This window comes from Spirillospora sp. NPDC052269, assembly GCF_040679435.1.
GTDB lineage: Bacteria > Actinomycetota > Actinomycetes > Streptosporangiales > Streptosporangiaceae > Spirillospora.
Genome location: NZ_JBFAUU010000002.1, coordinates 401972 through 425275 on the forward strand (window position 1 = coordinate 401972; position 23304 = coordinate 425275).

Here is a 23304-nt window from a genome sequence, read left to right on the forward strand (position 1 = left end):
GGGCCTTGTCCGGTTTCGGGGGCGGGCCGAGGCCGTGCGCGGCGGGCCGGGCTAGAGCATCTGGAGGTCCGAGACCAGCCACTGGCCCTTGATCTTCTTCATGACCATGCGCAGCGTGTACTGGTTCGGGGTTCGGGACGCGGTGGCCTGCTTGGCCGTCGTCTGGTCCAGGTAGACCAGCGCGATCGCCCTGTCGCCGTCCACGCTCTCCACGGCGGTCTTCACGGCCTGGCCCTGGACCACCGCCTGCTGCTGGGCGGCACTGCCCTTGACCTGCGTGATCTGCTGGTCGAACTGGGTCCTGAAGTTGCCGGTGGTGTGGCCCGCGGCGCGCTTCAGGTCCGAGTCGATCGTCCGGTAGTCGTAGGACGAGATGTCCTCGGCCGCCTGGGTCGCGGCGAACTGGACCTGCTTGGTCTCCTTGGCGCTGCCGCCCGGGATGTCCGCCTTGCCGTACAGGAAGCCGCCCAGCGCGGCCGCGAGCGCGATGTTCACCGCGATCAGGGCCCAAACCGTTCCGCTGATCGACGCGAAGAAGGCTCGCGTCCGGCGAGGCTTCTCGGCCTTCGCGACCTTCGCCTTGGCGACCTTCGCTTCAGCGGGCTCGGCCTGGGGCTCGTCGTCGGTCTCGTCGTCGTCATCGACCGCGATGATCTCGGCCCGGGAAGCACGCTTCCGCTTCTTCTTCCCGTCGGCCTTCTCGGCGTCGGCCTTCTCGGCGTCGGCCTTCTCGGCGCCGGACTCCTCGGCCGCCGCCGGGGCGTCCTCGTCCTTGGGCGTTTCGGCCTTCTCGGCGTCCTCGTCCTCGTCCTCGGGCTCGGGCTCGGGCTCGGGCTCGGTGTCGTCGGCGGGCTCGTCCTTGGCGGACGTCGGCGTGTCGGTGATCGTGTCGGACGCGGTGGACGTCTCGTCGTCGGCCTCGTCCGGCGCGTCGGCGATCTTCGTGTCGTCGGCGTCGGCGTCGGCTTCGGCGGGAGCGGCTTCGGCGTCCTTGGCCGCGCCCTTGTCCGCGTCGGCTTGCTTGGCCGGCTTGGCGTCCGTACGGGCCTCAGCGGGCTTCTCCGGCGGTTCCGGGGCATCCCCGGCTTTAGCTGCCTGCTCCGCCTCCCGCTCGGCCTCCTCGGCCTCTCGAGCGGCCTCCTCGGCCTCTCGAGCGGCCTCCTCGGCCATCCGGCGGGTGATCTCGGCCTTGAGCTTGGCCTCCTGGGCCCGGCGGGCCCTCTCCTCGGCGTTGATGTCGGTCGTCACGGGACCATCCCCATCTTCGACACGAGCCACTTGCCCTTGACCTTGGTCATGTCCATCGCGAACCGGTAGTACCGCGGCTGGCCGTTCGGCACCTTCGGGCTGGTCGTCGTCGCGGAGATCGAGACCAGGACCTCGGCCGAGCCGCCCTCCAGGGACACGACGCCCGCGCGGACCTGCTGGACCGACGAGGTGGACTGGGACTTGGTCGCGATGTCGGCGATCTGCTTGGCCTGCGTGGCCCACTGGGCCTTGATGTCGCCGGTCATCCCGCTGGTGACCCGCTCGACGCCCTGCTGGACGGTCCGGTAGTCGATGCTCGCGAGGTTCACCCCGGTCTGCCGCGCCGACTGCAGGACGTCCTTGCGGTCCCCGGAGTCGCCGTCCGCCGACCAGTACCGGACGCCGGCGAACACCGTCGCCACAGCGAGGGCGGCGGCCAGCACGCCCAGGACGATCGCGGCGATCGAGACGCCGCCACCGCCCCTCGACGCCGCGGCGTCGACCGCGTCGGTCGCGCCGTACTTCATCGCGTCGTCTCCTTCATCGCGTTGTGGGGGTTTGCTCCGGGCCCAGGATGTGGGGTCACTTCCCACCCATGAGGGGGCCGAGCAGGAGCATCTTCCAGGAGGCGTCCCCGAGGAGGCGCTGTTGTCCGCCGGTGTTCCCGAGGCCGTAGCGGTGGCCGTCCGGCCCGTAGATCACGCCGGTCGAAGGATCGTACCCGGCCAGTTCCACGGTGTTGTCGGCGACCGGGACGTTGATGCCGGTCAGCTGTCCCATCGGGCCGGGCGCCGCGTCGGAGCCCGCCGCGGCGGACTTGCCGTCCTCGCCCTTCTTCCCGGACGCGTCGCCCGAGCCGCCGGTCGCCGGGAAGCCCGCGCCGGACGTCGCGCCCGGCGGGACCTTCGGGGCCGGCTCGATGGCGTCCTTCGGGAAGTTCCGCGCGCCGCGCACGTCGGTGGGGGCGTTGTGCGCCGCCTTGCACCCGGTGTTCAGGTCGGGCATGCGGTCCCGGGTGTCCTGGGGCCAGCGGTGCGGGGTCTTCTCGTAGCCCTTGGTGCAGGGCGGCGGCGAGTCGATGTTCAGGGCGAGGCCGAGGTGCTGGGTGCCGTCGCCCGGCATGACGGTGAACACGCCGGCCAGCGTGACCGGGTAGAGGATCATCAGGGACCGCAGCCCGGCCTTCCGGGAGGCGATGATCTGCCCGGTGGTGGTCAGGTTGGCCAGCAACACCGGCAGGGTGGGGGCCAGGTCCTTGATCGTGCCGTCCGCCTGGGTGATCGCGCCGGGGGCGGCGGCGATGTCGTCCCGGATCGCGCCGTCGTTGTCCCGGAGCGTGGCGGTCAGGCTGTTCAGGTTGCGGGCGAAGCCGCGGATGTTGGCGCCCTCGGCGGCCTGCGTGTCCAGGACGACCCGGCTGTTGTCGAGCAGGGCCTTGGTGTCCGGGTAGGCCCGGTTCGCCGTCTTCAGGATCCGGTCGGTGTCGTCGAGGATCTTCTGCAGGTCGGTGGACGTGCCGGAGAACGCCTTGTCCAGCTCGTCCACGATCGTGCCGAGGTTCTTCGGGTCCACCGAGCCGACGAGCTGGTCGACGTTGCGGAGCAGCTCCTCGGTCGACACCGGCAGCTTCGTCAGCCGGCGCGGGATCGTGTACGGCCTGCCCTGGTCGAGGTAGGGGCCGCTGTCGCGGCTCGGCTCCAGGTCGATGTACTGCTCGCCGACGGCCGACCGGTTCGCGACGATGGCGGAGGTGCCCTCGCGCGGGATCCGGTGGCTCTTGTCGAGCAGCAGCTTGACCTTGATGCCGTCCGGGGTGAGCTGGATCGGCCCGACGCGTCCGACCGGGACGCCCCGGTAGGTGACCTCGGCGTTGGTGAACACGCCGCCGGAGTCGCTGAGGTCGACGTAGGCGTAGTACTGCTGCCCGAGCGCCTTCTTCCCGAACCCGATGTAGTTCACCGACACGATCGAGATGCCGATGATCGTGATCAGGGCGAAGGCGATGAGCTGGATCTTGACGCCGCGCTTGAGGATCACGACAGCCCCCCGGTCATCAGCGTGTGCAGGTCGCCCGGGCCCTGGAGCGCCTTGGGCTTCGGCTTCCCGGTCTGCCCGGTCTTGCCGCCGTTCTGGCCGGTCTTGCCGCCGAGGCCGGGCAGGCCGCCGGTGGACGGCAGCTGCGGCAGGATGCCGAGTGGCGTCCGCGGCAGGGTCACGTTCGGAACCTTCAGCATCGAACGCATCTGCTGGCCGCCCGCCAGGCCCTCCAGGTCGGTGCCGCCCAGCAGGTTGTGGGCGATGCTCTGGAAGTCCAGGTCGAGCGTCAGCCGGATGTTGCCGTAGTCGCCCCGGACGACGTTGCCGAACGTCGGCGGGAACGGGAAGCTCGTCAGCATCTCCAGGTTGCGCGGCAGGTTGGCGCCCGCCTTGTTGAGGTTGCGGAGCAGCGGGTCGAGCGTCTTCAGGTTGGCGAGCAGGTCGTCCCGCGACTGGTTCACCACGCTGGTCGTGGTGCGGCTGAGCTTGTCCAGCGCGACCAGCATCTCGGTGAGGTCGGCCCGGTTGTCCTTCAGGACGGTGATCGCCGGGCCGGTGGTGTCGATCGTGGCCTTGATCGTCTTGCGCTCGGCGGCCAGCTTGGTGGTCAGCCGGTCGAGCGAGTCCAAGGCCTTGGTGATCGCCGGACGGTTCCGGTCGAGCGTCCCGACGAAGGTGTCGATCCGCGCCAGCACCGACCGGATGGTGGCCTCACGGCCGCTCATCGCGGCGTTCAGCTCCCGGGTGATCGTGGTGACCTGCTCCAGTCCGCCGCCGTTGAGCAGCAGCGACATGGCCGACAGGACCTCCTCGATCTCGGTGGACCGGCTGGTGCGCGACAGCGGGATCACCGCTCCGGCGCTCAGCTGCCCGCGGGCCGGCTCGCCGACGGGCGGCGGGTCCAGCTCGACGAACTTCTCGCCGAGCAGGGACGTCTGGCCGATCCGGGCGTAGGCGTTCTCGGGCAGCCTCACGTCCGAGCGGATCTTGAGGGTGACGACGGCGTGCCAGCCCTCCTGCCCGCCGCCGAGCCTGATGCCGTCGACCTTGCCGACCGACACGTCGTTGACCTTGACCACCGACTGCGGGACGAGGTCGAGCACGTTGCCGAACTCGACCTTGACCGTCCGCGGGTGGGAGCCGAGGTCGGGGCCTCCGGGCAGCGGGATCGAGTCGACGCCGCGGAACGAGCAGCCCGACAGGGCCGTCGCGCCCGCGAGGGCGATCACGCCCAGGCGGACGGGTGTCCTGGCCAGGCCCCCCGCCCCGGCGGCGGCGCGGAGCGTCCCGCGGCCGAGGGGGGACCGGAACGACCGGCGGGTCATCGGGTACCTCCCGGCAGCAGGGCGGTGAAGTCGCGCTTGGTCGTGGACGGCTTGGCGGTCTTGCCCGACTTGCTCGTCTTGCCCTTGGTGGTCGGGCGCTCCTCGCCGGGGCCGTAGGCGTCCGGCGGGATCGGGACCGGGTCGTAGTGCGTGGTCAGCGCGGTGATCCAGGACAGGTCGAGGCTGAGGCCGGTGAGGGCCTTGCCGATGCCGTTGTAGGGCCGGACGAAGTTCAGGCATTGCTTGGGCGGCGCGCCGACCGAGTAGGCCAGCGAGCAGACCCAGTCGGCCAGGTCGTGGAACTGGCGCAGGTCGGCCCGGTTGTGGATGGTCCCGCTGATCGGGTCGTACGCGCGGGCCAGGTTGTTGATGGCCAGCGGCGCGGTCGCGAGCAGCTCGGCGAAGGAGTCCTTCTCCTTGACCAGGACGCCGGTGACCTGGGCGAGCTGCCGGACGTTGGTCGACAGCCCGTCCCGGTTCTCCTTCACGAACTGCTGGACGTTCCGCAGCGTCGGCCCGAGCGTGCGCAGCGCGGCGGTGAGGTCGTCCTTCTCCCCCGCGAGCTGACCGGACACCGAGTTCAGGTGCCCGGTCAGGGACCGCACCTGGTCGTCGTTCTGGCGCAGCGTGTCGGTGATCACCTTGAGGTTGGCGATCGTCGTGGCCACGTCCTCGCGGTCCTGGCTGAGCGTGCTCAGCGCCTTGGACGAGTCGTGGATGGTCGCGTTGACGTCGCCGCCGGTGCCCTGCAGGGTGTCGGCGCCGACCTGGAGCAGCCGGGACAGCGCGCCGTCCTTGTTCGCCCCCTGCGGCCCGAGCGCCTTGCTGAGGTCGCTCAGGCTGGAGCCGACCTCGTCCACCTCGACCGGCACCTGGGTGCGGGCGGTGGTCAGGGTCGTCCGGTCGGGCAGCGTGGCGCCGCCCTTGTAGACCGGGGTGAGCTGGACGTACCGGTCGGCGACGAGGGTCTGGTTGACGATGACCGCGGTGGCGTCGCTCGGCACCTTGTACTTGGCGTCGTAGGTCAGCTCGACCCTGACCGCCGGACCGACCGGCTGGACCTTGGTCACCTTGCCGACCGGGATGCCGAGGATCCGCACGTCCGCGCCCTTGTACAGGCCGACGCTGCGGGTGAAATACGCCGTCACGTGCTTCTGCTTCGGCTCGCGCAGCAGCAGCACGACCGCGGCCGCCACGACGGCGAGGGCGAGCACCGCCCCGCCGATGCGGAGGATCAGTCCTGAGTTACGCACGGTGGTGCACCTGCCTGGTCGCGATCACGGGAGGAACGGCAGCGGGTTGTTCTTGCCGCCGCCCGACTGGCCGTTGCCCTGCTGTCCGGTCCCCTGCCGTCCGGTGTTGCCGGAGCCGGACGGCGGGTTCTGGATGGAGGCCGGGATCGGGAGGAGGTTCTGGATGTAGCTGTCGAACCAGCGCCCTGTGCCCGTGACGTCGGTGAACTGCCGCGCGAACGGGGTGAACAACTTGAGGATCTTGTCCAGGTTGTCCTGGTTCCGGACGAGCAGCGCCGTCACGTTCCTCAGGTTGTCGAGCATCGGCTTGAGCTGTGCCCGGTTCTCCCGGATCAGGGCGTTCACCTGCTCGGAGAGCGCCACGGTGTTCACCAGCAGCTGGTGGATCACCGTCCGCCGCGCCTGCACCGCCGCCAGCACCTTGTCGCCGTCCTGGATGAGCTTGGCGAAGTCCTGGTTGCGGTCGGCGAGGATCCCGGAGACGTTCTTGGCCTTGCCCGCCAGCTCGTGCAGCTGGTCGTCGCGCGAGGCGACGGTCTTGGACAGCCGCTGGAGCCCCTGGAGCGACGCGCGCACCTCGGGCCCGGAGTTCTTGAACGTGTCGGACAGGACGTTGAACGACTTGGCGACCTGCACATGGTCGATCGCGCTGAGATGCTGGCTGAGCTGGCTGATCGCCGGGACGACCTCGAACGGCGTGGCCGTCCGCTCGACCGGGATGTTCTTGCCGAGCCGGCCCGACCCGCGCGGGTCGAGGGCCAGGAAGTGCGAGCCGAGCAGCGTCTTGATCTTGATCTCGGCGCGGGTCTGGTCGCCCAGCCGGAGCCCGTCGTCCACCCGGAAGGTGACCTTGACGTGGTCGCCCTGCAGCGACAGCGACTCGACCTTGCCGACCTTGACGCCCGCGATCCGCACCTCCTCGTCCGGCTTCAGCCCGGCGGCCTCGGCGAACGAGGCGGTGTGGGTCTTGCCGCCCGCAATGAACGGGATGCTGTCCAGGTTCATCGCGACGACCAGCGCGGTGATGATCACGGCGAACGCGGTGAGCCCGATGGGGACCGGATTGCGTTCCCGGAACGGGATCCTCATCTACTTGCACCTCGCGTTCTCGTTCACGATCGCCGGGGTCTGGTAGACCGGACCGCCCGGCAGCCGCACCCGCGCGTCGAGGCCGCAGATGTACATGTTGAACCACGAGCCGTAGGACGAGATGTTGACCAGCCGCTGCAGCCGCAGCGGGCTGCGCTGGAACAGCGTGTTCAGCGCGTCCTGGTTCTGGTCGAACGTGGACGCGAGCTGACGCAGCCCGGCGATGTCGTTCTTCAGGTCCGGCCGCGCGTCCTTCAGCAGATCGGCGGTGGTGCCGGTGAGGCCGTTGATGGCGTCCACCGACTGGAAGATCGCCTCCCGGTCGTTCGACAGGCCGCTGACCAGCGAGCGCAGGTCGCCGACGACCTGCTCCACCTGCTGGTGGCGGTCGTCGATCGTCCCGAGAACGCTGTTCAGGTTGGTGATCACGTCGCCGATGACCTTGTCCCGGTCGGCGATCGTGTTGGTCAGCGACGCGACGTGCGTGAGCAGGCTGTTCACCGTGCCGCCCTCGCCCTGGAGGGTCTGCACGATCTCGTAGGCCAGCTTGTTGACCTCCTGCGGCTCCAGCGCCTTGAACAGCGGCCGGAACCCGTTGAACAGGACGGTCAGGTCGAGCGCCGGGTGGGTCTGCGCCGCCGGGATCGTCCCGCCCGGACGCAGCGTCTGCCCGACCGTGCCCGGCCCCTCGGTCAGCGACAGGTACCGCTGCCCCATGAGGTTCCGGTACCGGACGTTGACCTGCGTGGACGAGGGCAGTCCGGCCGCGAACACGCCGCCCTTCTCGACGGAGAAGGTGACCTCGGCCTGATTGTCCCTGGTCAGCCTGATCTTCTCGACCTGGCCGACCCGGACGCCCGCGACCCGCACGTCGTCCTTGTCGAGCAGGCCCGTGACGTCGGTGAACAGCGCCTTGTAGCTGCGCGTGTCGGCGAACCGCAGGTTGCTGATCGTCATCGCCAGCACACCGGTCGCCAGCGAGGTGAGCACCACGAAGATCACCAGCTTGATGCCGGCGGAGAGCGTCCTGCCTCTCATCGGACGTTCACCACCGATCCCTGCATGAGCGGGCCCCACCACAGCTGGACGGCGTCGGTGACCTGGTCCGCGGGGGTGCGGGTGGCCGGGCCGACGATGCTCTTGATCTTGTCCTTCTCACTCATGGAGCCCGGGTCCACGAAGACGTCCGACACGGCCCGGCCGCGGGCGTTCGCGGGGGCGTTGGCCGGGTCGGGGTTCTTCCACCACAGGTCGTCCTCTGTGCCGTCCCGCGCGAGGTAGTCCGGGAACGGGACCTTCGGGTTCGGCAGGTTGTAGCAGCGGGGACCGCGCCGGTCCTTGGCCTCGGGGAGGTCCAGCGGGTACTTGTACGCCGGACGCGGCTTCACGATCTCGATCGTGAGGTTGAAGGTGGTGCCGCCGTTCCCGCCGGCGACCCGCTCGATCTCGGGCTTGATCTTCTCGAAGGTGTTGAACACGCACGGCAGCGACGGCGAGTAGTACGACAGCAGCTCGAGGCCGGGCCGGTTCGCCACGTTGAAGCCGATGATCTTCGGGCCGTTGTCCTGGACGAACCGGTTCCCGTCCCGGGCGAACCCGGTGACCATCGGGATCAGGTCCTCGATCTGCCGCTTCTTGTCGGTGATCGTCTTGCTGGTGACGTTGAGGTTGCGCAGCGCCTGCATGAGGTCGGGCGTGGCGTCCGCGTAGATCTCGGACGTCGCCGACAGCGCGTTCAGGTCGTGCACGAGCGTGCCGAGCTGCGGGTTCACCTTCGCCAGCAGCGAGTCGGCCTGCTCCAGGTCGCGGCCGATCTGGTCGCCGCGGCCCTGCAGCGCCGTCGCCAGCGCGTTCAGCGTCGTGTTCAGCTTCTCCGGCCGGACGGCCTGGAGCAGCGGAAGCAGCTTGTCGAGCACCTGGTCGATCTCGACCGCGGCCTGCGACCGGTCCTGCTGGATGACCTGGCCGCGCCTCAGCCCGAGCGGGCCGGCCTGCGCCGGGATCTCCAGGTCGACGTACTTCTCGCCGAACAGCGTCTTCGGCAGCAGCCGCGCCTGGACGTTGCCCGGGACCAGCTTGGCCTTGTCCGGGTCGAGCGCCAGGTCGAGGGTCGCGCCGTTCGCGGTGGCGTGCGTGCCGCGCACCTCGCCGACGATCAGGCCGCGGACCTTCACGTCCGAGTGCGGCAGCAGCTGCAGCCCGGCGCGCGCGCCCTCCACCCGGACCTTCAGGACGGGGGTGAACGCCTTCTCGTAGAAGCCGATGGTGAGCGCGACCAGCATGATGATCACGACGATCATCGAGAGGCCGAGCAGGCGGGACCGCGTGCGCTCGCTGAGTCCGGTGCGAGGCGGGGTCCCGGCCGGGGCGGGGACCGCGGGGGTGGGGGGTGCGGGGATGGTCATCGCCCGGTCACCCCGCGATCCGGACGTTCATACTGGAACCCCAGATGGCCATGCCGAGCATCAGGTCGGCCACGTTGATCACGACGATGCTGGTGCGGACCGCCCGGCCGACCGCGATACCGACGCCCGCGGGACCGCCGCTGGCGTGGTAGCCGTAGTAGCAGTGGATCAGCATCACCAGCACCGAGAAGATGATGACCTTGCCGAACGACCACAGGATGTCGTTCGGCGGTAGGAACAGATGGAAGTAGTGGTCGTAGGTGCCGGTCGACTGCCCGTAGAACAGCGTGACCATGATCCGGGTCGCGCCGTAGGACGCCAGCAGGCCCACCACGTACAGCGGGATCACCGCGACCATCCCCGCGATCATGCGGGTGGTCACCAGGAACGGCATCGACGGGACGGCCATGACCTCCAGCGCGTCGATCTCGTCCGAGATCCGCATCGCGCCGAGCTGCGCGGTGAACCCGCAGCCGACCGTCGCCGACAGGGCCAGCGCCGACACCAGCGGCGCGATCTCACGGGTGTTGAAGTAGGACGCGACGAATCCGGTGAAGGCCGAGACGCCGATCGAGTTCAGCGAGTTGAAGCCCTGCAGGCCGACCTGCGATCCGGTGAAGAACGTCATGAACCCGACGATCACCACCGAGCCGCCGATCACCGCGAGCCCGCCGGTGCCGAGCGACACCTCGGCCAGCAGCCGCAGCACCTCGGTGCGGTAGCGGCGCAGCACCCGGAACGTCCAGGCGAAGGCCCGCACGTAGAACGACATCTGGTGACCGAAGTCGTCCAGCCGCGACAACGGCGCGTTGACGGCGGTCCTGACGGCCCTTCCCGTCCTTCCTTGGGCGGCCATGCTCACATGCCCTTCGACGGGACGAACTGGAAGTACAGCGTGGAGATGATGAAGTTCTCCACGAACAGCAGCATGAAGGTGATGACGACGGTCTGGTTGACCGCGTCGCCCACGCCCTTCGGGCCGCCCTTGGCGTTCAGGCCCTTGTAGGCCGCGACGAGCCCGGCGGTGATGCCGAACACGAACGCCTTGAACTCGGCCTGCAGCAGGTCGGGCAGCTGCGCGATGGCGTTGAACGACGCCAGGTACGCGCCCGGCGTGCCGTCCTGCAGCATCACGTTGAACACGTAGCCGCCGACCAGGCCGACGACCGACACCAGGCCGTTGAGGAACAGCGCGATGAACGCGCAGGCGAACATGCGCGGGACGACCAGGCGGTGCAGCGGATTGATACCGAGCACCTCCATCGCGTCGATCTCCTCACGGATCTTCCGCGAGCCGATGTCGGCGCACATCGCCGACCCGGCCGCGCCCGCGACCAGCAGCGAGGTGACCAGCGGGCTGGCCTCGCGGACGATCGCGACCACCGCGGTCGCGCCCGTGTAGGACTGCGCGCCCAGCTGCCGGATCAGCCCGCCGACCTGCAGCGACAGGATGCCGCCGAACGGGATCGCGACCAGCATCGTGGGGATGACGGTCACGCTGACGATGAACCAGGACTGCTCGATGAACTCGCGCCACTGGAACGGCCACTTGAAGATCGCCCGGAACGTGTCGAGACACAGGGCGAAGAAGCGGCCGGGTTCCTTGACGGCGACGTTCACCGCGCCGTCGGAGATCTTGCGGAGCGCGGCGGAGCCGCCTCCTCCTCCCCCGGCGCGACGCGCGCGCCGGGAGGTCGAACGACCCGGGGGGTTCGATCCCCCGATGCCCCCCGGGGTGATGCCGTCGGTCGTCATCAGTACGCGGCACCGCCCGGTCCGGGCGCGGGCGGCGGGAAGCCGGGGCCGCCCGGTGGGGTGACTCCCGCCGCGCCCGCGGCCTGCCCGGCCTGCATCGACGCGACGTACCGCGGCCACTCGTCCACCCAGTTGCGGCCGAGCTCGTCGATGAACGAGCCGGGCGGCGGGGTGACGCCGTGCGCCGCGCACCACGCGCCGGGCGCGTGCTGGCCGCGCCGGACCAGGCCGTTGCTCGGCATCTGCTGCGGCGGGATCGGCGGCAGCTTGCCGGAGTCGAGGCCCATCTTGGCCTCGGCCTCGAGCTCGGAGGCGTCCTTCTCCTCCGACATGCCGATCGGGCCGACCTTGCTCGCGTTGAGGAACTGCCGGACGACCGGCTCCTCGCTGGACAGCAGCATCTCGCGCGGTCCGAACATGGCCAGGTGCCGCTGGTACAGCAGCCCGATGTTGTCCGGGACGGTGCGCGCGGTGTTGATGTCGTGGGTGACGATCAGGAAGGTGCAGTCGAGCTGCGCGCTCAGGTCGATGAACACCTGGTTCAGGAACGCCGTGCGGACCGGGTCGAGGCCGGAGTCCGGCTCGTCCACCAGCAGGATCTCGGGGTCGAGCACCAGCGCGCGGGCGAGCCCGGCGCGCTTCTTCATCCCGCCGGAGATCTCACCGGGCAGCTTGCCCTCGGCGCCCATCAGGCCGACCAGGTCCATCTTCTCCAGGACGATCCGCTTGACCTCGGCCTCGGTCTTGCGGGTGTGCTCGCGCAGGGGGAAGGCGATGTTGTCGAAAAGGTTCATCGACCCGAACAGGGCGCCGTCCTGGAACAGGACGCCGAACAGCTTGCGGGTCTCATAGAGCTGGTGTTCGGGGAGGTAGGGCAGGTCGCGGTCGCCGATGTAGATATGCCCGCGGTCGGGCTTCAGCAGCCCCACGAGCGATTTCAGGAAGACCGACTTGCCGGTGCCGGAGGGGCCCAGCAGGACGGAGATCTCTCCTGCGGGAATGCTCAGCGACACGTCCTGCCAGATGACCTGGCGGCCGAAGGACTTGGTCAGCCCCTCGACTCTGATCTCGACGCCCACTCGTCACCTTTCGTCCAGGCCGGGGGGAATCCGGAACCAATGAGGCGAGTAGCACTCAGGCGGGGTGCGGTCCCGCGCCGCCGCGCCGCGGACGGGATCGCCGTGCAGTTGTGTTGTCCGCCGGCTCACCGGGGTCGCCGCCCTGACATCCGCCGTGACATCAGGTGCCGGGCCGGTTACTACCGTCCGGTAGCTGTGGCGGGTGCCACTACCGTAGCGGTCCACGCCCGAAATGGAAGAGGTGCGAGGCCGCAACTACCACGAAAGGCGACGCCGTAAGACAATCGTTACTTACATCGCGGGTGACACTACTGCCCCGAGAACCAGCACTTCAAGGCGGGTATCGGAGGAATCTTCGGAAAACTTCCGTCTCCCCTGACTCAGCAGACGCTACGCGCCGTGCGAGAGCCCGCACAACCGGTGCGCTCACCTGTGGACAACTTCGTCCCGCCGGTCACTCACATCGCGCGCATACGAGCCGGGGCCCCGCCCCAAGGCGTCTTTGAGGCGGAAAGCGGCGAGGCGGTCGCCCCACCGATGTGGGACGACCGCCTCGCGCGGAAAGACGCTCTGAAAGAGAGTCCTGAAGGGTCTTACTTGACCGTGACCGTGGCGCCGGCCTTCTCCAGGGCCTCCTTGGCCTTCTCCGCGGCCTCCTTGTTGACCTTCTCGAGCAGCGGCTTCGGCGCGCCGTCGACCAGGTCCTTGGCCTCCTTGAGGCCGAGCGAGGTCAGGCCGCGGACCTCCTTGATGACCTGGATCTTCTTGTCGCCGGCCGACTCGAGGATGACGTCGAACTCGTCCTGCTCGACGGCCTCGGCGCCACCGCCACCGCCACCGGCGGCCGGGGCGACGGCGATCGCGGCCGGGGCGGCGGCCTTGACGTCGAAGGTCTCCTCGAACAGCTTCACGAAGCCGGAGAGCTCGAGAAGGGTCATTTCCTTGAAAGCGTCGAGCAGCTCTTCGGTGGTGAGCTTCGCCATGATGTTTCCTCCGCTATGGCTTGGTACGGGTGGTCAGTGATGACCGCGGGTCTCAGTCCGGACGGACCGTTACTCGGCGGACGCCTCGTCGGCAGCAGCCTCGGCCGGAGCCTCGGCGGCGGCGTCGGCGGCCGGAACCTCGGCCGTCTCGCCAGCCTCCTCGCGCTTGGCGCGAAGCGCCTCCGCGAGCTGGGCCGTCTTGGTCGGCAGCGCGTTGAACAGGGCCGCGGCGTTGGCCATGGACGCCTGCATCGCGCCGGCGAGCTTGGCGAGGAGAACCTCGCGGGACTCGAGGTCCGCGAGCACGTTGATCTCGGAGGCGTCCATCGACTTGCCGTCGATGAAGCCACCCTTGATCACCAGCAGCGGGTTCGCCTTGGCGAAGTCACGCAGGCCCTTGGCGGCCTCGACCACGTCACCCTGGACGAACGCGATGGCGGACGGGCCCTCAAGAAGATTCTTGAAGTCGTCGTCCACACCGGCGTCGTTCGCGGCGATCTTGGTCAGCGTGTTCTTCACCACGGAGAACTTCGCGTTCTCGCCGAGGTTGGTGCGCAGCTCCTTGAGCTGGGCGACCGTGAGCCCGCGGTACTCGGTCAGCACGGCGCCGTTCGAGCTCTCGAAGTCGTTCTTGAGCTCGGCGATCGCCGTGGCCTTTTCGGCCTTAGCCATGTGGCCTCCTTCCGATTACCTTGGGTGGGAAGCCGCCGGGGCGAAGAAAACAAAAACGCCCCGGCGCAGGCGCACGGGGCGTCAGGCACGACCACGGGAAAGTCATGCGGGAAGCTCTCGTCTCACCTACGCGGGCCGCTCGTCCTCCGACGGATCGGAGGCCGAGTCCTTCGGCCGTTCGCTGTGCGAACACAGGAACGGCGACCGGCGGTCTTCGGCAGAGCTCAGATTACGTGCCGAAGGCCGCCGATGCCAAATCGCGCGGGTGACAGCGGCCCAGGGGCCACGGAAGCCGGGGCCGGACGGGTCAGACGCCCGGGCCGAGGCCAGGAGCCTGGGCTGAGGTCAGACGCCCGGGCTGAGGTCAGGCGCCCGGGGTGAGGCCCGGCAGCTTCGGCATCTTGCCGACCTCGGAGGCGGGCGGCGCGGTGACCGTGACCGGGGTGTTCCAGCCGGAGTAGGTGACCGTGGTGTTCATCTTCGTGGACGAGCCCTCCGGCGACTTCATCACGACCTTCGCCGGAAGCTGCTGCCCGTCCACCCACAGGTCGAACGCGAGCGACTGGAGACCGAGCTTCTGGAAGTTCTTCATCTGCTGCTGGCGCGTCGCGTCGGGCAGCTTGGCGGCGATCTCCTGGACCGACACCGTGCCCTGGTAGTGCGTGGTCTGGACGCCGTTCACCGTCTCCTTGCCGACCTCGCGGACGTCCTTGGAGGCGGTGAGCATCCGGGTCTGCTCGGCCGGGTCGGCCTGCTTCTGCTGCTCGATCAGCTGGTCGAAGTTCTGCCCGGACGCGGCGCCCAGCTCGGAGGCGGACAGCTTCAGCCACGGCTTGCCGTGCGACAGCTGGGCGAACACCGCCGACTTCATGTAGACGGTGCGGCCGACCATGACCAGCTCCATGCCTTCCTGACCGGCCATGCTCGTGCCGCCCATGGCCATCGAGTCGATGGTCATCCGGAAGGCCGGCTCAGGACGCAGCTTCGACGCCATCCGCATGTGCATGGTGACCGGCTTGCCCACACTGGGAACCGTGACCTCGGTCTGGAGCTCGGCCTTGACGGTCTGCACCTTCGAGGTCTTCTCGGACGACTTGCGCACCATGTCCGCGGCGGCGAGCACCACGCCCTTGCCGCTTCCGGACGCGCCGGTGCCCTTGTCACCCCCGGAGTCGCCGAGGCAGCCGGTCAGAGAGAGGACCAGTCCCGCCGATACTGCGGTTCCGGCGACGAGACGACGCTTCATGACCAAGCTCCCTTTTCGATGATCTCCACTAGCCGCGGGGATCCGGCACTATACGGGAGATCACCGACAGAAACGTCATCGAGACCGGCCGTGCACGCCCGGCCGACCGCGTGTGCGCCCGACCCGCCGCGTGTACGTCCGGCCGGCCGCGTCCAAGCCCCCCCTGCATACGGACGAGCGGCCGCGCGCGGGTGGTCCCGCGGGCGGCCGCCTCCGATCGCGCGGACCGGATCAGTTGTGCTTGCCGAACAGGCCCTGCAGCGAGAAGTCGCCGACCTGGTCCGACGGCGGGGGGCTCGCCTTGAAGGACTTGCCGTAGTCGCTGTACAGGACGGTCACCGTGCCACCGTCACCGTTGGCGGCGCTCTTGGTCGTCATCTTGCGCGGCAGGTTGGACGAGTCGACCCACAGGTCGAAGTTCATCTTCCGGTCGGAGTTCGCGGCCTTGGACAGCCACTTCTGGGCGTTCGCGCGCTGCTGCGCGTTCAGCTGCTGCAGCGCCTCCTTGGCCGTCACGGTGCCCTGGTAGTGCGTGGTCTGGACGCCGTCCACGGACTCGGTGCCGACCTTGTGCACGTCCTTGGACGCGGTGAACATCTTGGTCTGCTCGGCGGGGTCGACCTGCTGGATCTGGTCGATGACGCCGCGCAGGTCCATGCCGGACTGCTGCTGGGCCTGGGCCACGCTGATCTTCACCCACGGCTTGCCGCCGCCGACGAACTGGCTGAACTGCTGGGGCACCTTGGCGTACAGGGTGTCCCCGGTGAAGATCGCCTGCCCGCTCAGGCCGGACAGGCCCTGCCCGCCCTTGGAGACGTTGTCGAGCGTGGCGTTGAACTGGAGCGTCGGGCGGAGCCGGAACTGCCCGGTCGCGTGCACCGAACCGCCCTTGGCGGAGTCGGCGACGGTGAGGTCGGCCTTGAACGTGTCGGCCTTCCCCGTCTTCTCGGACGCCTTGATCACGGCGTCGGCCGCGGTGAGCTTGATGTCACCCGTGGTTCCGCCCTTCGTTCCCGTCCCGCCACACCCCGACAGGAGAAGGACGGCACCGACGGAGGTCGCGCCGGCGGCCACGGCGATTCGGCGCTTCATGAAAGGTGCCTCCTAGGTCTCACTGCTTGATGACCTTCAGTCTGCGCTGGCGCACACCGCTCCGCATCCCCCGGTGGTACGAACACCTTCCCCTCCGGTACGACCATGGGCGTACCCCAGGGGACCATGAGGCGTCGATTCCGTCCCGGAAAGCGAAAAGGACGCCCCCGTGTCCGGGGACGTCCAATTCAGCACGCTCGGCTCGCCGAGCCGCTCACGGGGACCGCTCAGGCGGCGGAACCCTCGAGCTCGGCGGTGAGGTTGCGGACCACGTTCGGGTCGACCTGGATGGCCGGGCCCATCGAGGTGGTCATCGCGGCCTTCTTCACGTACCGGCCCTTGGCGGCGGACGGCTTGAGCCGCATGATCTCCTCGATCGCGGCGGCGTAGTTCTCCACCAGCTGGGTCTCGGAGAAGGAGGCCTTGCCGATGATGAAGTGCAGGTTCGAGTGCCGGTCGACGCGGAACTCGATCTTGCCGCCCTTGATGTCGGTCACGGCCTTGGCGACGTCCATGGTGACGGTGCCGACCTTCGGGTTCGGCATCAGGCCACGCGGACCGAGCACGCGGCCCAGGCGGCCGACCTTGCCCATCTGGTCCGGGGTCGCGACGACCGCGTCGAAGTCCAGGAAGCCGCCCTGGATCCGCTCGATCAGGTCGTCCGAGCCGACGATGTCGGCGCCGGCCTCGCGGGCCTCGTCCGCCTTGGCGCCACCGGCGAAGACCAGCACGCGGGCGGTCTTACCGGTGCCGTGCGGCAGGTTGACGGTGCCGCGGACCATCTGGTCGGCCTTGCGCGGGTCGACGCCCAGGCGCAGGGCGACCTCGACGGTCGCGTCGAACTTGGTGACCGTGGTCTCCTTGGCCAGCTTCACAGCGGCGGCCGGGGTGTAGAGACGGTCCTTCTCGATCTTCTCGATGGCGGCGCGGTACGCCTTGCTGCGCTTCATGTTCCCTCCTCAGGGGATCGTGGTGCGGGCCTCGCAGCGGCCCTTCCACTGTCTTCTCGACGTCCGCGCGGGGCGGACGGGCGGCCGTCCACCGGGCAGGTGGACGGCCGGTACCCACCGATCAGCGGGTGGTGGCGCCCGCACGGGGCGGGCGCCGGAGCACTACTCGACCTCGATGCCCATGGAGCGGGCGGTGCCGGCGACGATCTTCTCGGCGGCGTCCAGGTCGTTGGCGTTCAGGTCGGGCATCTTGGTGGTCGCGATCTCGCGGATCTGGTCGCGGGTCACCTTGCCGACCTTGGTCTTGTGCGGCTCGCCCGAGCCCTTCTCGACGCCCGCGGCCTTCAGGATCAGCTGCGCGGCCGGCGGGGTCTTGGTGACGAAGGTGAACGAGCGGTCCTCGTAGATCGTGATCTCGACCGGGATCACGTTGCCGCGCTGGGACTCCGTGGCAGCGTTGTACTGCTTGCAGAAGTCCATGATGTTGACGCCGTGCGGACCGAGCGCGGTACCGACGGGCGGCGCGGGGGTCGCGGCGCCGGCGTTCAGCTGGACCTTGACGATCGCGGAGATCTTCTTCTTCTTGGGAGGCATGCGCCCTCCTCTGTCCCGTTTCATGGTGGCTTCGACTCCCGTGGGAACGGGCAACACGACGGCCGGGACGAACCCGCCGTGTAGAAGCCGGGAAAAGGCGGCTCCGGCATCCCGCGGAACGCGGGGCCGGCGCGGAGGTCGTGCGACCCGTCCGCGACGTTCGGAGCCTTCCCCGCCGAGGCGGGGCCGACCAGCAAGTGTAGGCGATCCGGCGGAGCGACTCGTCCAGCGGGACACGGTCAGGGCCGGAAAAGCGGAACGCCCCCGCGCCGGGTGGCGGCGGGAGCGTTCGCGGGAAGCCTCGTCAGATCTTGGAGACCTGGTTGAAGGAGAGCTCCACCGGGGTCTCGCGGCCGAAGATCGAGACCAGCACCTTGAGCTTCTGCTGCTCGATGTTGATCTCGTTGACCGTGGCCGGGAGGGTGGCGAACGGGCCGTCCATGACGGTGACCGACTCGCCGACCGAGAAGTCCACGGTACTGGCGATCTTGGCGGTCTCCTTGGCCTTGGTCTCCGGGGTCTCCTCCGGCTCCGGGGCCAGCAGCCTGGCGACCTCGTCCAGCATCAGCGGGGACGGCTTGTTCGACAGGCCGACGAACCCGGTGACGCCCGGCGTGTTGCGGACCGCGGCCCACGACTCGTCGGTCAGCTCCATGCGGACCAGGATGTAACCCGGCAGGACCTTCTCGTTGACCTTCTGGCGCTTGCCGCTCTTGATCTCGGTCACCTCGTGCTGAGGAACCTCGATCTGGAAGATGTAGTCCTCCATGTTGAGCGTCTGGGTACGGGTCTCGATGTTGGTCTTGACCCGGTTCTCGTACCCCGCGTAGGAGTGCACGACGTACCAGTCGCCCGGCTGGAGCCGGAGCTGCATCTTGAAGTCCGCGTACGGGTCGGCCGGCGGCGCGGGCGGAGCCTCTTCGGCGTCCTCGGCGTCCTCGCCATCCTCGGCGTCCGTCTGCTCGACCTCGGCCTCGGTCCCGGCGGCCTCGGCCTCCGTGGCGTCGCCCTCCGCAGCGGCGTCCTCCGCAGCGGCGTCCTCCGTGGCGTCGCCCTCTGCGGCGGCGTCCTCGCCGGCCGGGGCGTCCGCGACACCGTCGGCGGGCGCGGCGGCCGCCTCGTCCGTCGGCTCGGCCGCGTCAGCCGCAGCGGACTGGGCCTCTTCGATGGCCTCGTCGTTGGGCTGTGAGGACTCGGACACGGTGCTGATCCTTCTTCTCTCGGTCTGGCATGGCTGGAGTTTTCCGGCGGTGAGACCGGACGCGGGGGGCTGGTCGACTCGTTCTGCTGACGCGGACCACGGGGACGGCGCCGGAGATCACGTCTCCGGCGACGGGGACACGCGGCGAACGTGCGTCCCGCGGTCGGCGCGGATCAGCCGAAGAGCCAGAACACGCCCTTCTGCAGACCCCAGTCGATGCCCGCGACGAGCGCGACCATGACCAGAACGAAGACCAGGGAGACCGTGGTGTAGGTGATCAGCTCACGGCGCGTCGGCCAGATGACCTTGCGCAGCTCGGCGATCACTTGGCGTACGAAGAGCGGGGGCGTCGTCCGCTTGGGCGCGGAGCTCGACTTGCCCTCGTCCTTGGCCGCGGCTTCGCCGCGCGTCTCAGTCGCCATTGTGCCGCCGTTCACCTCATAGGTCGTGTTCAACCACGTCGTGGTTGTTCGCGCGGACCCCGGCAGCCCGTGGCCGCGCGGGGAAGCGCGCACCGCACCTCGCAGGGCAGGAGGGACTCGAACCCCCAACCGCCGGTTTTGGAGACCGGAGCTCTACCAATTGAGCCACTGCCCTTCAACGCCTCCCGGAGGAGACTCCGTTCCTCGCGGAACGGTTCGTGCCGGTCCCAGCTTACGGCTTGTGCGGACAGGGCCGTATCCCGGTGACGCGTCACTAGGCAGTGGAGTCTACGGCCCCGAACGCCCTCCCGTCGAACCGGAAACCCAAAACCGCCCCCGGCATGTCTCTCCGACCAGCCACAACGGCTGCGATATCTCGCTGAAGTCATGCCCGGCCCTCGGTAACGTTACGGACATGAGCACTGAGCGTCCCCGCATCTCCAGGCGCATCGCCGCCATCTCCGAGTCCGCCACGCTGGCCGTCGACGCCAAGGCCAAGGCGCTGAAGGCGGCGGGCCGTCCGGTCATCGGGTTCGGCGCCGGCGAGCCCGACTTCCCGACGCCCGACTACATCGTCGAGGCGGCCGTGACCGCGTGCCGCGTGCCGCGGTTCCACAAGTACACCCCCGCCGGCGGCCTGCCGGAGCTGCGCGAGGCGATCGCCGAGAAGACGCTGCGCGACTCCGGCCTCCAGGTGGACGCCGCCCAGGTGCTCGTGACCAACGGCGGCAAGCAGGCGGTCTACGAGGCGTTCGCGACGCTGCTCGACCCGGGCGACGAGGTCATCGTCCCGACCCCGTACTGGACGACCTACCCCGAGTCGATCAAGCTCGCCGGCGGCGTCCCGGTGGACGTGGTGGCGGACGAGACCACCGGCTACCGGGTCACCGTGGAGCAGCTCGAGGCCGCCCGCACGGAGCGGACCAAGGTGCTGCTGTTCGTCTCGCCGTCCAACCCGACCGGCGCGGTCTACCCGCGGGACGAGATCGAGGCGATCGGGCGCTGGGCCGCCGAGCACGGCCTCTGGGTCGTCACCGACGAGATCTACGAGCACCTGGTGTACGGGGACTCGGAGTTCCACTCGATGCCGGTGGTCGTGCCTGAGCTGGCCGACCGGACGCTGGTGCTCAACGGCGTCGCCAAGACCTACGCGATGACCGGCTGGCGGGTGGGCTGGATGATCGGTCCGAAGGACGTGGTGAAGGCCGCCGCGAACCTGCAGTCCCACGCCACGTCCAACGTCGCGAACGTCTCGCAGGCCGCCGCGCTCGCCGCCGTGACCGGCGACCTGTCGGCCGTCGCCGAGATGCGCAAGGCGTTCGACCGCCGCCGCCAGACCATGGTCCGGATGCTCAACGAGATCCCCGGCGTCCTCTGCCCCGAGCCGGAGGGCGCGTTCTACGCCTACCCGTCGGTCAAGGAGCTGATCGGCAAGGAGATCCGCGGCAAGCGCCCGCAGTCCTCGGTCGAGCTGGCCGCCCTGATCCTGGACGAGGCCGAGGTCGCGCTCGTCCCGGGTGAGGCGTTCGGCACCCCCGGCTACTTCCGCCTCTCCTACGCGCTCGGCGACGACGACCTCGTCGAGGGCGTGTCCCGGGTCGCCAAGCTTCTCAACGAGGCCCACTGACCGGATTCGTGAAGCCCCGGCCCTCGGTTTTCGGGCCGGGGCTTTCCCATGCCCCGCGCGGGACGTGCGAGGTGATTTTCCACACAGCGCGCCCGGGCTCACGCGATTCGTTCCCTCGTTCCCGCCAACGTCCGGAATCTTCATATCACCCTGTCCTGCGGGGTTTTCGATGCGTGGAGGCGTCCGTCCGGACCACCTAAAGGATCATGTGGCGGATGGCCGCAACGGGTCATGGCGGGTAGTCCGGACTGATGATCCTGGTGAGGCGCGGGTTCCACACCGGCTCGGATCCGGCAACATTGGCTCATGGAGGCCCCTACCACGTCCGTCGCGTCCCCACTGCTCGAGACTCCGCGCCCGCGTCCGGTGGCGACGCTCCCCAAGGCCCACCTGCATCTGCACTTCACCGGCTCGATGCGTCACTCGACCCTGGTGGAGCTGGCCGGCAAGTACGGCGTCCATCTGCCGGACGCCCTCGTGGAGGACTGGCCGCCCCGGCTCCGCGCCACCGACGAACGCGGCTGGTTCCGGTTCCAGCGCCTCTACGACATCGCCCGGTCCGTCCTGCAGTCCCCTGACGACCTGCGCCGGCTGGTCCGCGAGACCGCCGAGGACGAGGCCGCCGAGGGGTCCGGCTGGCTGGAGATCCAGGTCGACCCGAGCGGCTACGCGGCCCGCTTCGGCGGCCTCACCCCCACCGTCGAACTGGTGCTGTCGGCCGCCCGCGAGGCCGAGAAGGCCACGGGCGTCGGCATCGGCGTGATCGTCGCCGCGAACCGCACCCGCCACCCCCTGGACGCCAAGACCCTCGCCCGCCTGGCGACCCGCTACGTCGACCAGGGCGTCGTCGGTTTCGGCCTCTCCAACGACGAACGCCGAGGCCGCGCCTACGACTTCGACGGCGCCTTCCGCATCGCCAAGCGCGCGGGTCTCCTGTCCGTCCCGCACGGCGGCGAACTCCTCGGCCCGGCCAGCATCCGCGAGTGCCTGGACACCCTCGAGGCCGACCGCATCGGCCACGGCGTCCGCGCCGTCGAGGACCCCCGCCTCCTCGCCCGCATCGCCGACCGCGGCGTCGCCCTGGAGGTCTGCCCTGCCTCCAACGTGAGCCTCGGGGTCGCCTCCACCCCGTCCAACGTCCCTCTCCGCACCCTCTACGAGGCGGGCGCCCACCTCGCCCTGGGCGCCGACGACCCCCTCCTCTTCGGCTCCCGTCTGGCCCGCCAGTACGAACTCGCCCGCGAAGTCCACCACTTCACCGACCCCGAGCTCGCCGACCTGGCCCGCCACTCCATCCAAGCCTCCGCCGCCCCCACCCCCCTCCGCACCCGCCTCCTCGCCCAAGTCGACACCTGGCTGGCAAACCCCCCCGAATAACCCCGCCCACCCACACATCCCGCACCATCCCCCCATCCCCCTGCCCGCCGTCAGACGCCCACCCCGCACCCCCTCCCCCGCAGACGGCAAGCCGCAGACGACAACCCACGCACGAAAGACCGCACGCGGAAGACCACGCACAGCAGGCCAAGCGCGGGAGGCCAAGCGCGAAAGACCGCACCACCCACAGAGGGCGCCCCCACGGAGGGCGCCCACCCACAGAGGTCAGAGGGCGCCCAACCGCAGAGGGCGCCCAACCGCAGTCACGAACAAGCACCCCTCGCGGACCGACGCCCCCAGGTCGACGCCACGCGAACGCGACTGCTGGAGAAGCAGACAGCGCCGTCCCCAAGAGCCAAGCCAGGCACGAAAGCGCGGGCCCGCGCCAGGCAGGCCCCAACACAAAGACTCGGACCTACTCGAAGACGCGGCCACACGCACAGAAGGCCACCACGGAGGCAGGCCCGTCTGAGCCGGACCGCCCGCCAAAACATGCCGCACACGAAGGCCGAGCCAAGCGCCCCGCGCGGACGCTGAACCATGTGCGGACGCTGAACCATGTGCGGACGCTGAGCCAAGCACCATGCGCCACGCTGCGCCATGCGCCATGCGCGACGCTAGGCCAACCGGCGCGCCCGAGCGACAGGACCATCCGGGGCGGAGGCCGCGCCAAGCACCGGACTGCGAGGCCTGCACCCAATTGAGCCCCACATGCGGGCGGGGCCCCCGAAGGCAGTAGCCAACACCGGGTTTGGGCCGTGCACTGGAAGGCGCTCCGTACGCAAAAACTAGACCATGCGCCGAGATGCGAACCCGCGCTGAGCTGGGTCGTCCACGCAGGTTCACCCCCGTGCGCAGGCTCGGGCCATCACAAAGGCGCGGTGCCACGCACAGGCTCACGCCAGGCAAGGCAGGGTCGCCGCCGCGCACAGGCTCACGCCAGGCAAAG

Annotated in this window: 21 protein-coding genes and 1 tRNA gene; 2 read left to right on the plus strand and 20 right to left on the minus strand. The window is 69.4% G+C overall.

Annotation, left to right across the window (positions count from 1 at the left end):
- Positions 1-51 precede the first annotated feature (51 nt).
- From AB0L06_RS05260 to AB0L06_RS05355, 20 genes are all read right to left on the minus strand, one after another.
- A complete protein-coding gene (locus tag AB0L06_RS05260) occupies positions 52-1248 on the minus strand; it encodes an Rv1363c family protein (protein ID WP_500229648.1) in 1197 nt (398 codons plus the stop codon).
- Positions 1245-1775: an Rv1363c family protein gene (locus AB0L06_RS05265; RefSeq protein ID WP_500229649.1), complete on the minus strand. Its 531-nt coding sequence runs from the start codon at positions 1773-1775 to the stop codon at positions 1245-1247. Before AB0L06_RS05265 ends, AB0L06_RS05260 begins: the two co-directional genes overlap by 4 nt.
- A 55-nt stretch (positions 1776-1830) precedes the next feature.
- Entirely contained in the window at positions 1831-3285 is a 1455-nt protein-coding gene (locus AB0L06_RS05270; protein ID WP_500229650.1) for an MCE family protein, read from the minus strand.
- Positions 3282-4610, minus strand: coding sequence for an MCE family protein (locus AB0L06_RS05275; RefSeq protein ID WP_500229651.1), 1329 nt, complete (start codon positions 4608-4610; stop codon positions 3282-3284). Before AB0L06_RS05275 ends, AB0L06_RS05270 begins: the two co-directional genes overlap by 4 nt.
- On the minus strand, positions 4607-5863 hold the full coding sequence (locus AB0L06_RS05280; protein ID WP_500229652.1) for an MCE family protein: 1257 nt from the start codon (positions 5861-5863) through the stop codon (positions 4607-4609). The genes AB0L06_RS05275 and AB0L06_RS05280 overlap by 4 nt, the downstream gene beginning before the upstream one ends.
- Positions 5864-5887: 24 nt before the next feature.
- Positions 5888-6952 carry an MCE family protein gene (locus AB0L06_RS05285; protein ID WP_500229653.1) on the minus strand — a complete coding sequence of 355 codons (1065 nt, stop codon included), beginning with the start codon at positions 6950-6952 and terminating at the stop codon, positions 5888-5890.
- Positions 6953-7990, minus strand: coding sequence for an MCE family protein (locus AB0L06_RS05290; protein WP_500229654.1), 1038 nt, complete (start codon positions 7988-7990; stop codon positions 6953-6955).
- Complete coding sequence (locus AB0L06_RS05295) at positions 7987-9357, minus strand: MCE family protein (RefSeq protein WP_500229655.1); 1371 nt, start codon at positions 9355-9357, stop codon at positions 7987-7989. Before AB0L06_RS05295 ends, AB0L06_RS05290 begins: the two co-directional genes overlap by 4 nt.
- Before the next feature lie 7 nt (positions 9358-9364).
- Positions 9365-10213 carry an MlaE family ABC transporter permease gene (locus tag AB0L06_RS05300; RefSeq protein ID WP_500229656.1) on the minus strand — a complete coding sequence of 283 codons (849 nt, stop codon included), beginning with the start codon at positions 10211-10213 and terminating at the stop codon, positions 9365-9367.
- Positions 10214-10215: 2 nt separating this feature from the next.
- Positions 10216-11112 (minus strand): MlaE family ABC transporter permease, encoded by an 897-nt coding sequence (locus AB0L06_RS05305; RefSeq protein ID WP_500229657.1) that lies wholly within the window; start codon positions 11110-11112, stop codon positions 10216-10218.
- Positions 11112-12191, minus strand: coding sequence for an ABC transporter ATP-binding protein (locus AB0L06_RS05310; protein ID WP_500229658.1), 1080 nt, complete (start codon positions 12189-12191; stop codon positions 11112-11114). Before AB0L06_RS05310 ends, AB0L06_RS05305 begins: the two co-directional genes overlap by 1 nt.
- A 593-nt stretch (positions 12192-12784) precedes the next feature.
- A complete protein-coding gene (gene rplL, locus AB0L06_RS05315) occupies positions 12785-13174 on the minus strand; it encodes a 50S ribosomal protein L7/L12 (RefSeq protein WP_500229659.1) in 390 nt (129 codons plus the stop codon).
- A 69-nt stretch (positions 13175-13243) separates the two neighbouring features.
- The gene (gene rplJ / locus AB0L06_RS05320) at positions 13244-13846 is read right to left on the minus strand and encodes a 50S ribosomal protein L10 (protein WP_500229660.1); all 603 of its coding nucleotides are present in this window, start codon (positions 13844-13846) and stop codon (positions 13244-13246) included.
- Between the two features lie 364 nt (positions 13847-14210).
- Positions 14211-15092, minus strand: a complete 882-nt coding sequence (locus tag AB0L06_RS05325) for an SCO4651 family lipoprotein (RefSeq protein ID WP_500229661.1) — start codon at positions 15090-15092, stop codon at positions 14211-14213.
- Positions 15093-15323: 231 nt separating this feature from the next.
- The gene (locus AB0L06_RS05330; protein ID WP_500229662.1) at positions 15324-16184 is read right to left on the minus strand and encodes an SCO4651 family lipoprotein; all 861 of its coding nucleotides are present in this window, start codon (positions 16182-16184) and stop codon (positions 15324-15326) included.
- A gap of 227 nt (positions 16185-16411) precedes the next feature.
- The gene (gene rplA, locus AB0L06_RS05335; protein WP_500229663.1) at positions 16412-17134 is read right to left on the minus strand and encodes a 50S ribosomal protein L1; all 723 of its coding nucleotides are present in this window, start codon (positions 17132-17134) and stop codon (positions 16412-16414) included.
- 162 nt (positions 17135-17296) lie between these two features.
- The gene (gene rplK / locus AB0L06_RS05340; protein ID WP_500229664.1) at positions 17297-17728 is read right to left on the minus strand and encodes a 50S ribosomal protein L11; all 432 of its coding nucleotides are present in this window, start codon (positions 17726-17728) and stop codon (positions 17297-17299) included.
- Between the two features lie 304 nt (positions 17729-18032).
- Entirely contained in the window at positions 18033-18929 is an 897-nt protein-coding gene (gene nusG / locus AB0L06_RS05345; RefSeq protein WP_500229665.1) for a transcription termination/antitermination protein NusG, read from the minus strand.
- Between the two features lie 173 nt (positions 18930-19102).
- Entirely contained in the window at positions 19103-19351 is a 249-nt protein-coding gene (gene secE / locus AB0L06_RS05350; RefSeq protein ID WP_500229666.1) for a preprotein translocase subunit SecE, read from the minus strand.
- A 102-nt stretch (positions 19352-19453) separates the two neighbouring features.
- Positions 19454-19526 (minus strand) — tRNA-Trp (locus tag AB0L06_RS05355).
- Between the two features lie 240 nt (positions 19527-19766).
- On the opposite strand from AB0L06_RS05355, the gene AB0L06_RS05360 reads away from it, so the two are divergent.
- Together AB0L06_RS05360 and AB0L06_RS05365 are read left to right on the plus strand one after the other, a co-directional pair.
- Positions 19767-20978, plus strand: a complete 1212-nt coding sequence (locus AB0L06_RS05360) for a pyridoxal phosphate-dependent aminotransferase (protein ID WP_500229667.1) — start codon at positions 19767-19769, stop codon at positions 20976-20978.
- Between the two features lie 306 nt (positions 20979-21284).
- Positions 21285-22355, plus strand: a complete 1071-nt coding sequence (locus tag AB0L06_RS05365) for an adenosine deaminase (RefSeq protein ID WP_500229668.1) — start codon at positions 21285-21287, stop codon at positions 22353-22355.
- Positions 22356-23304 lie beyond the last annotated feature (949 nt).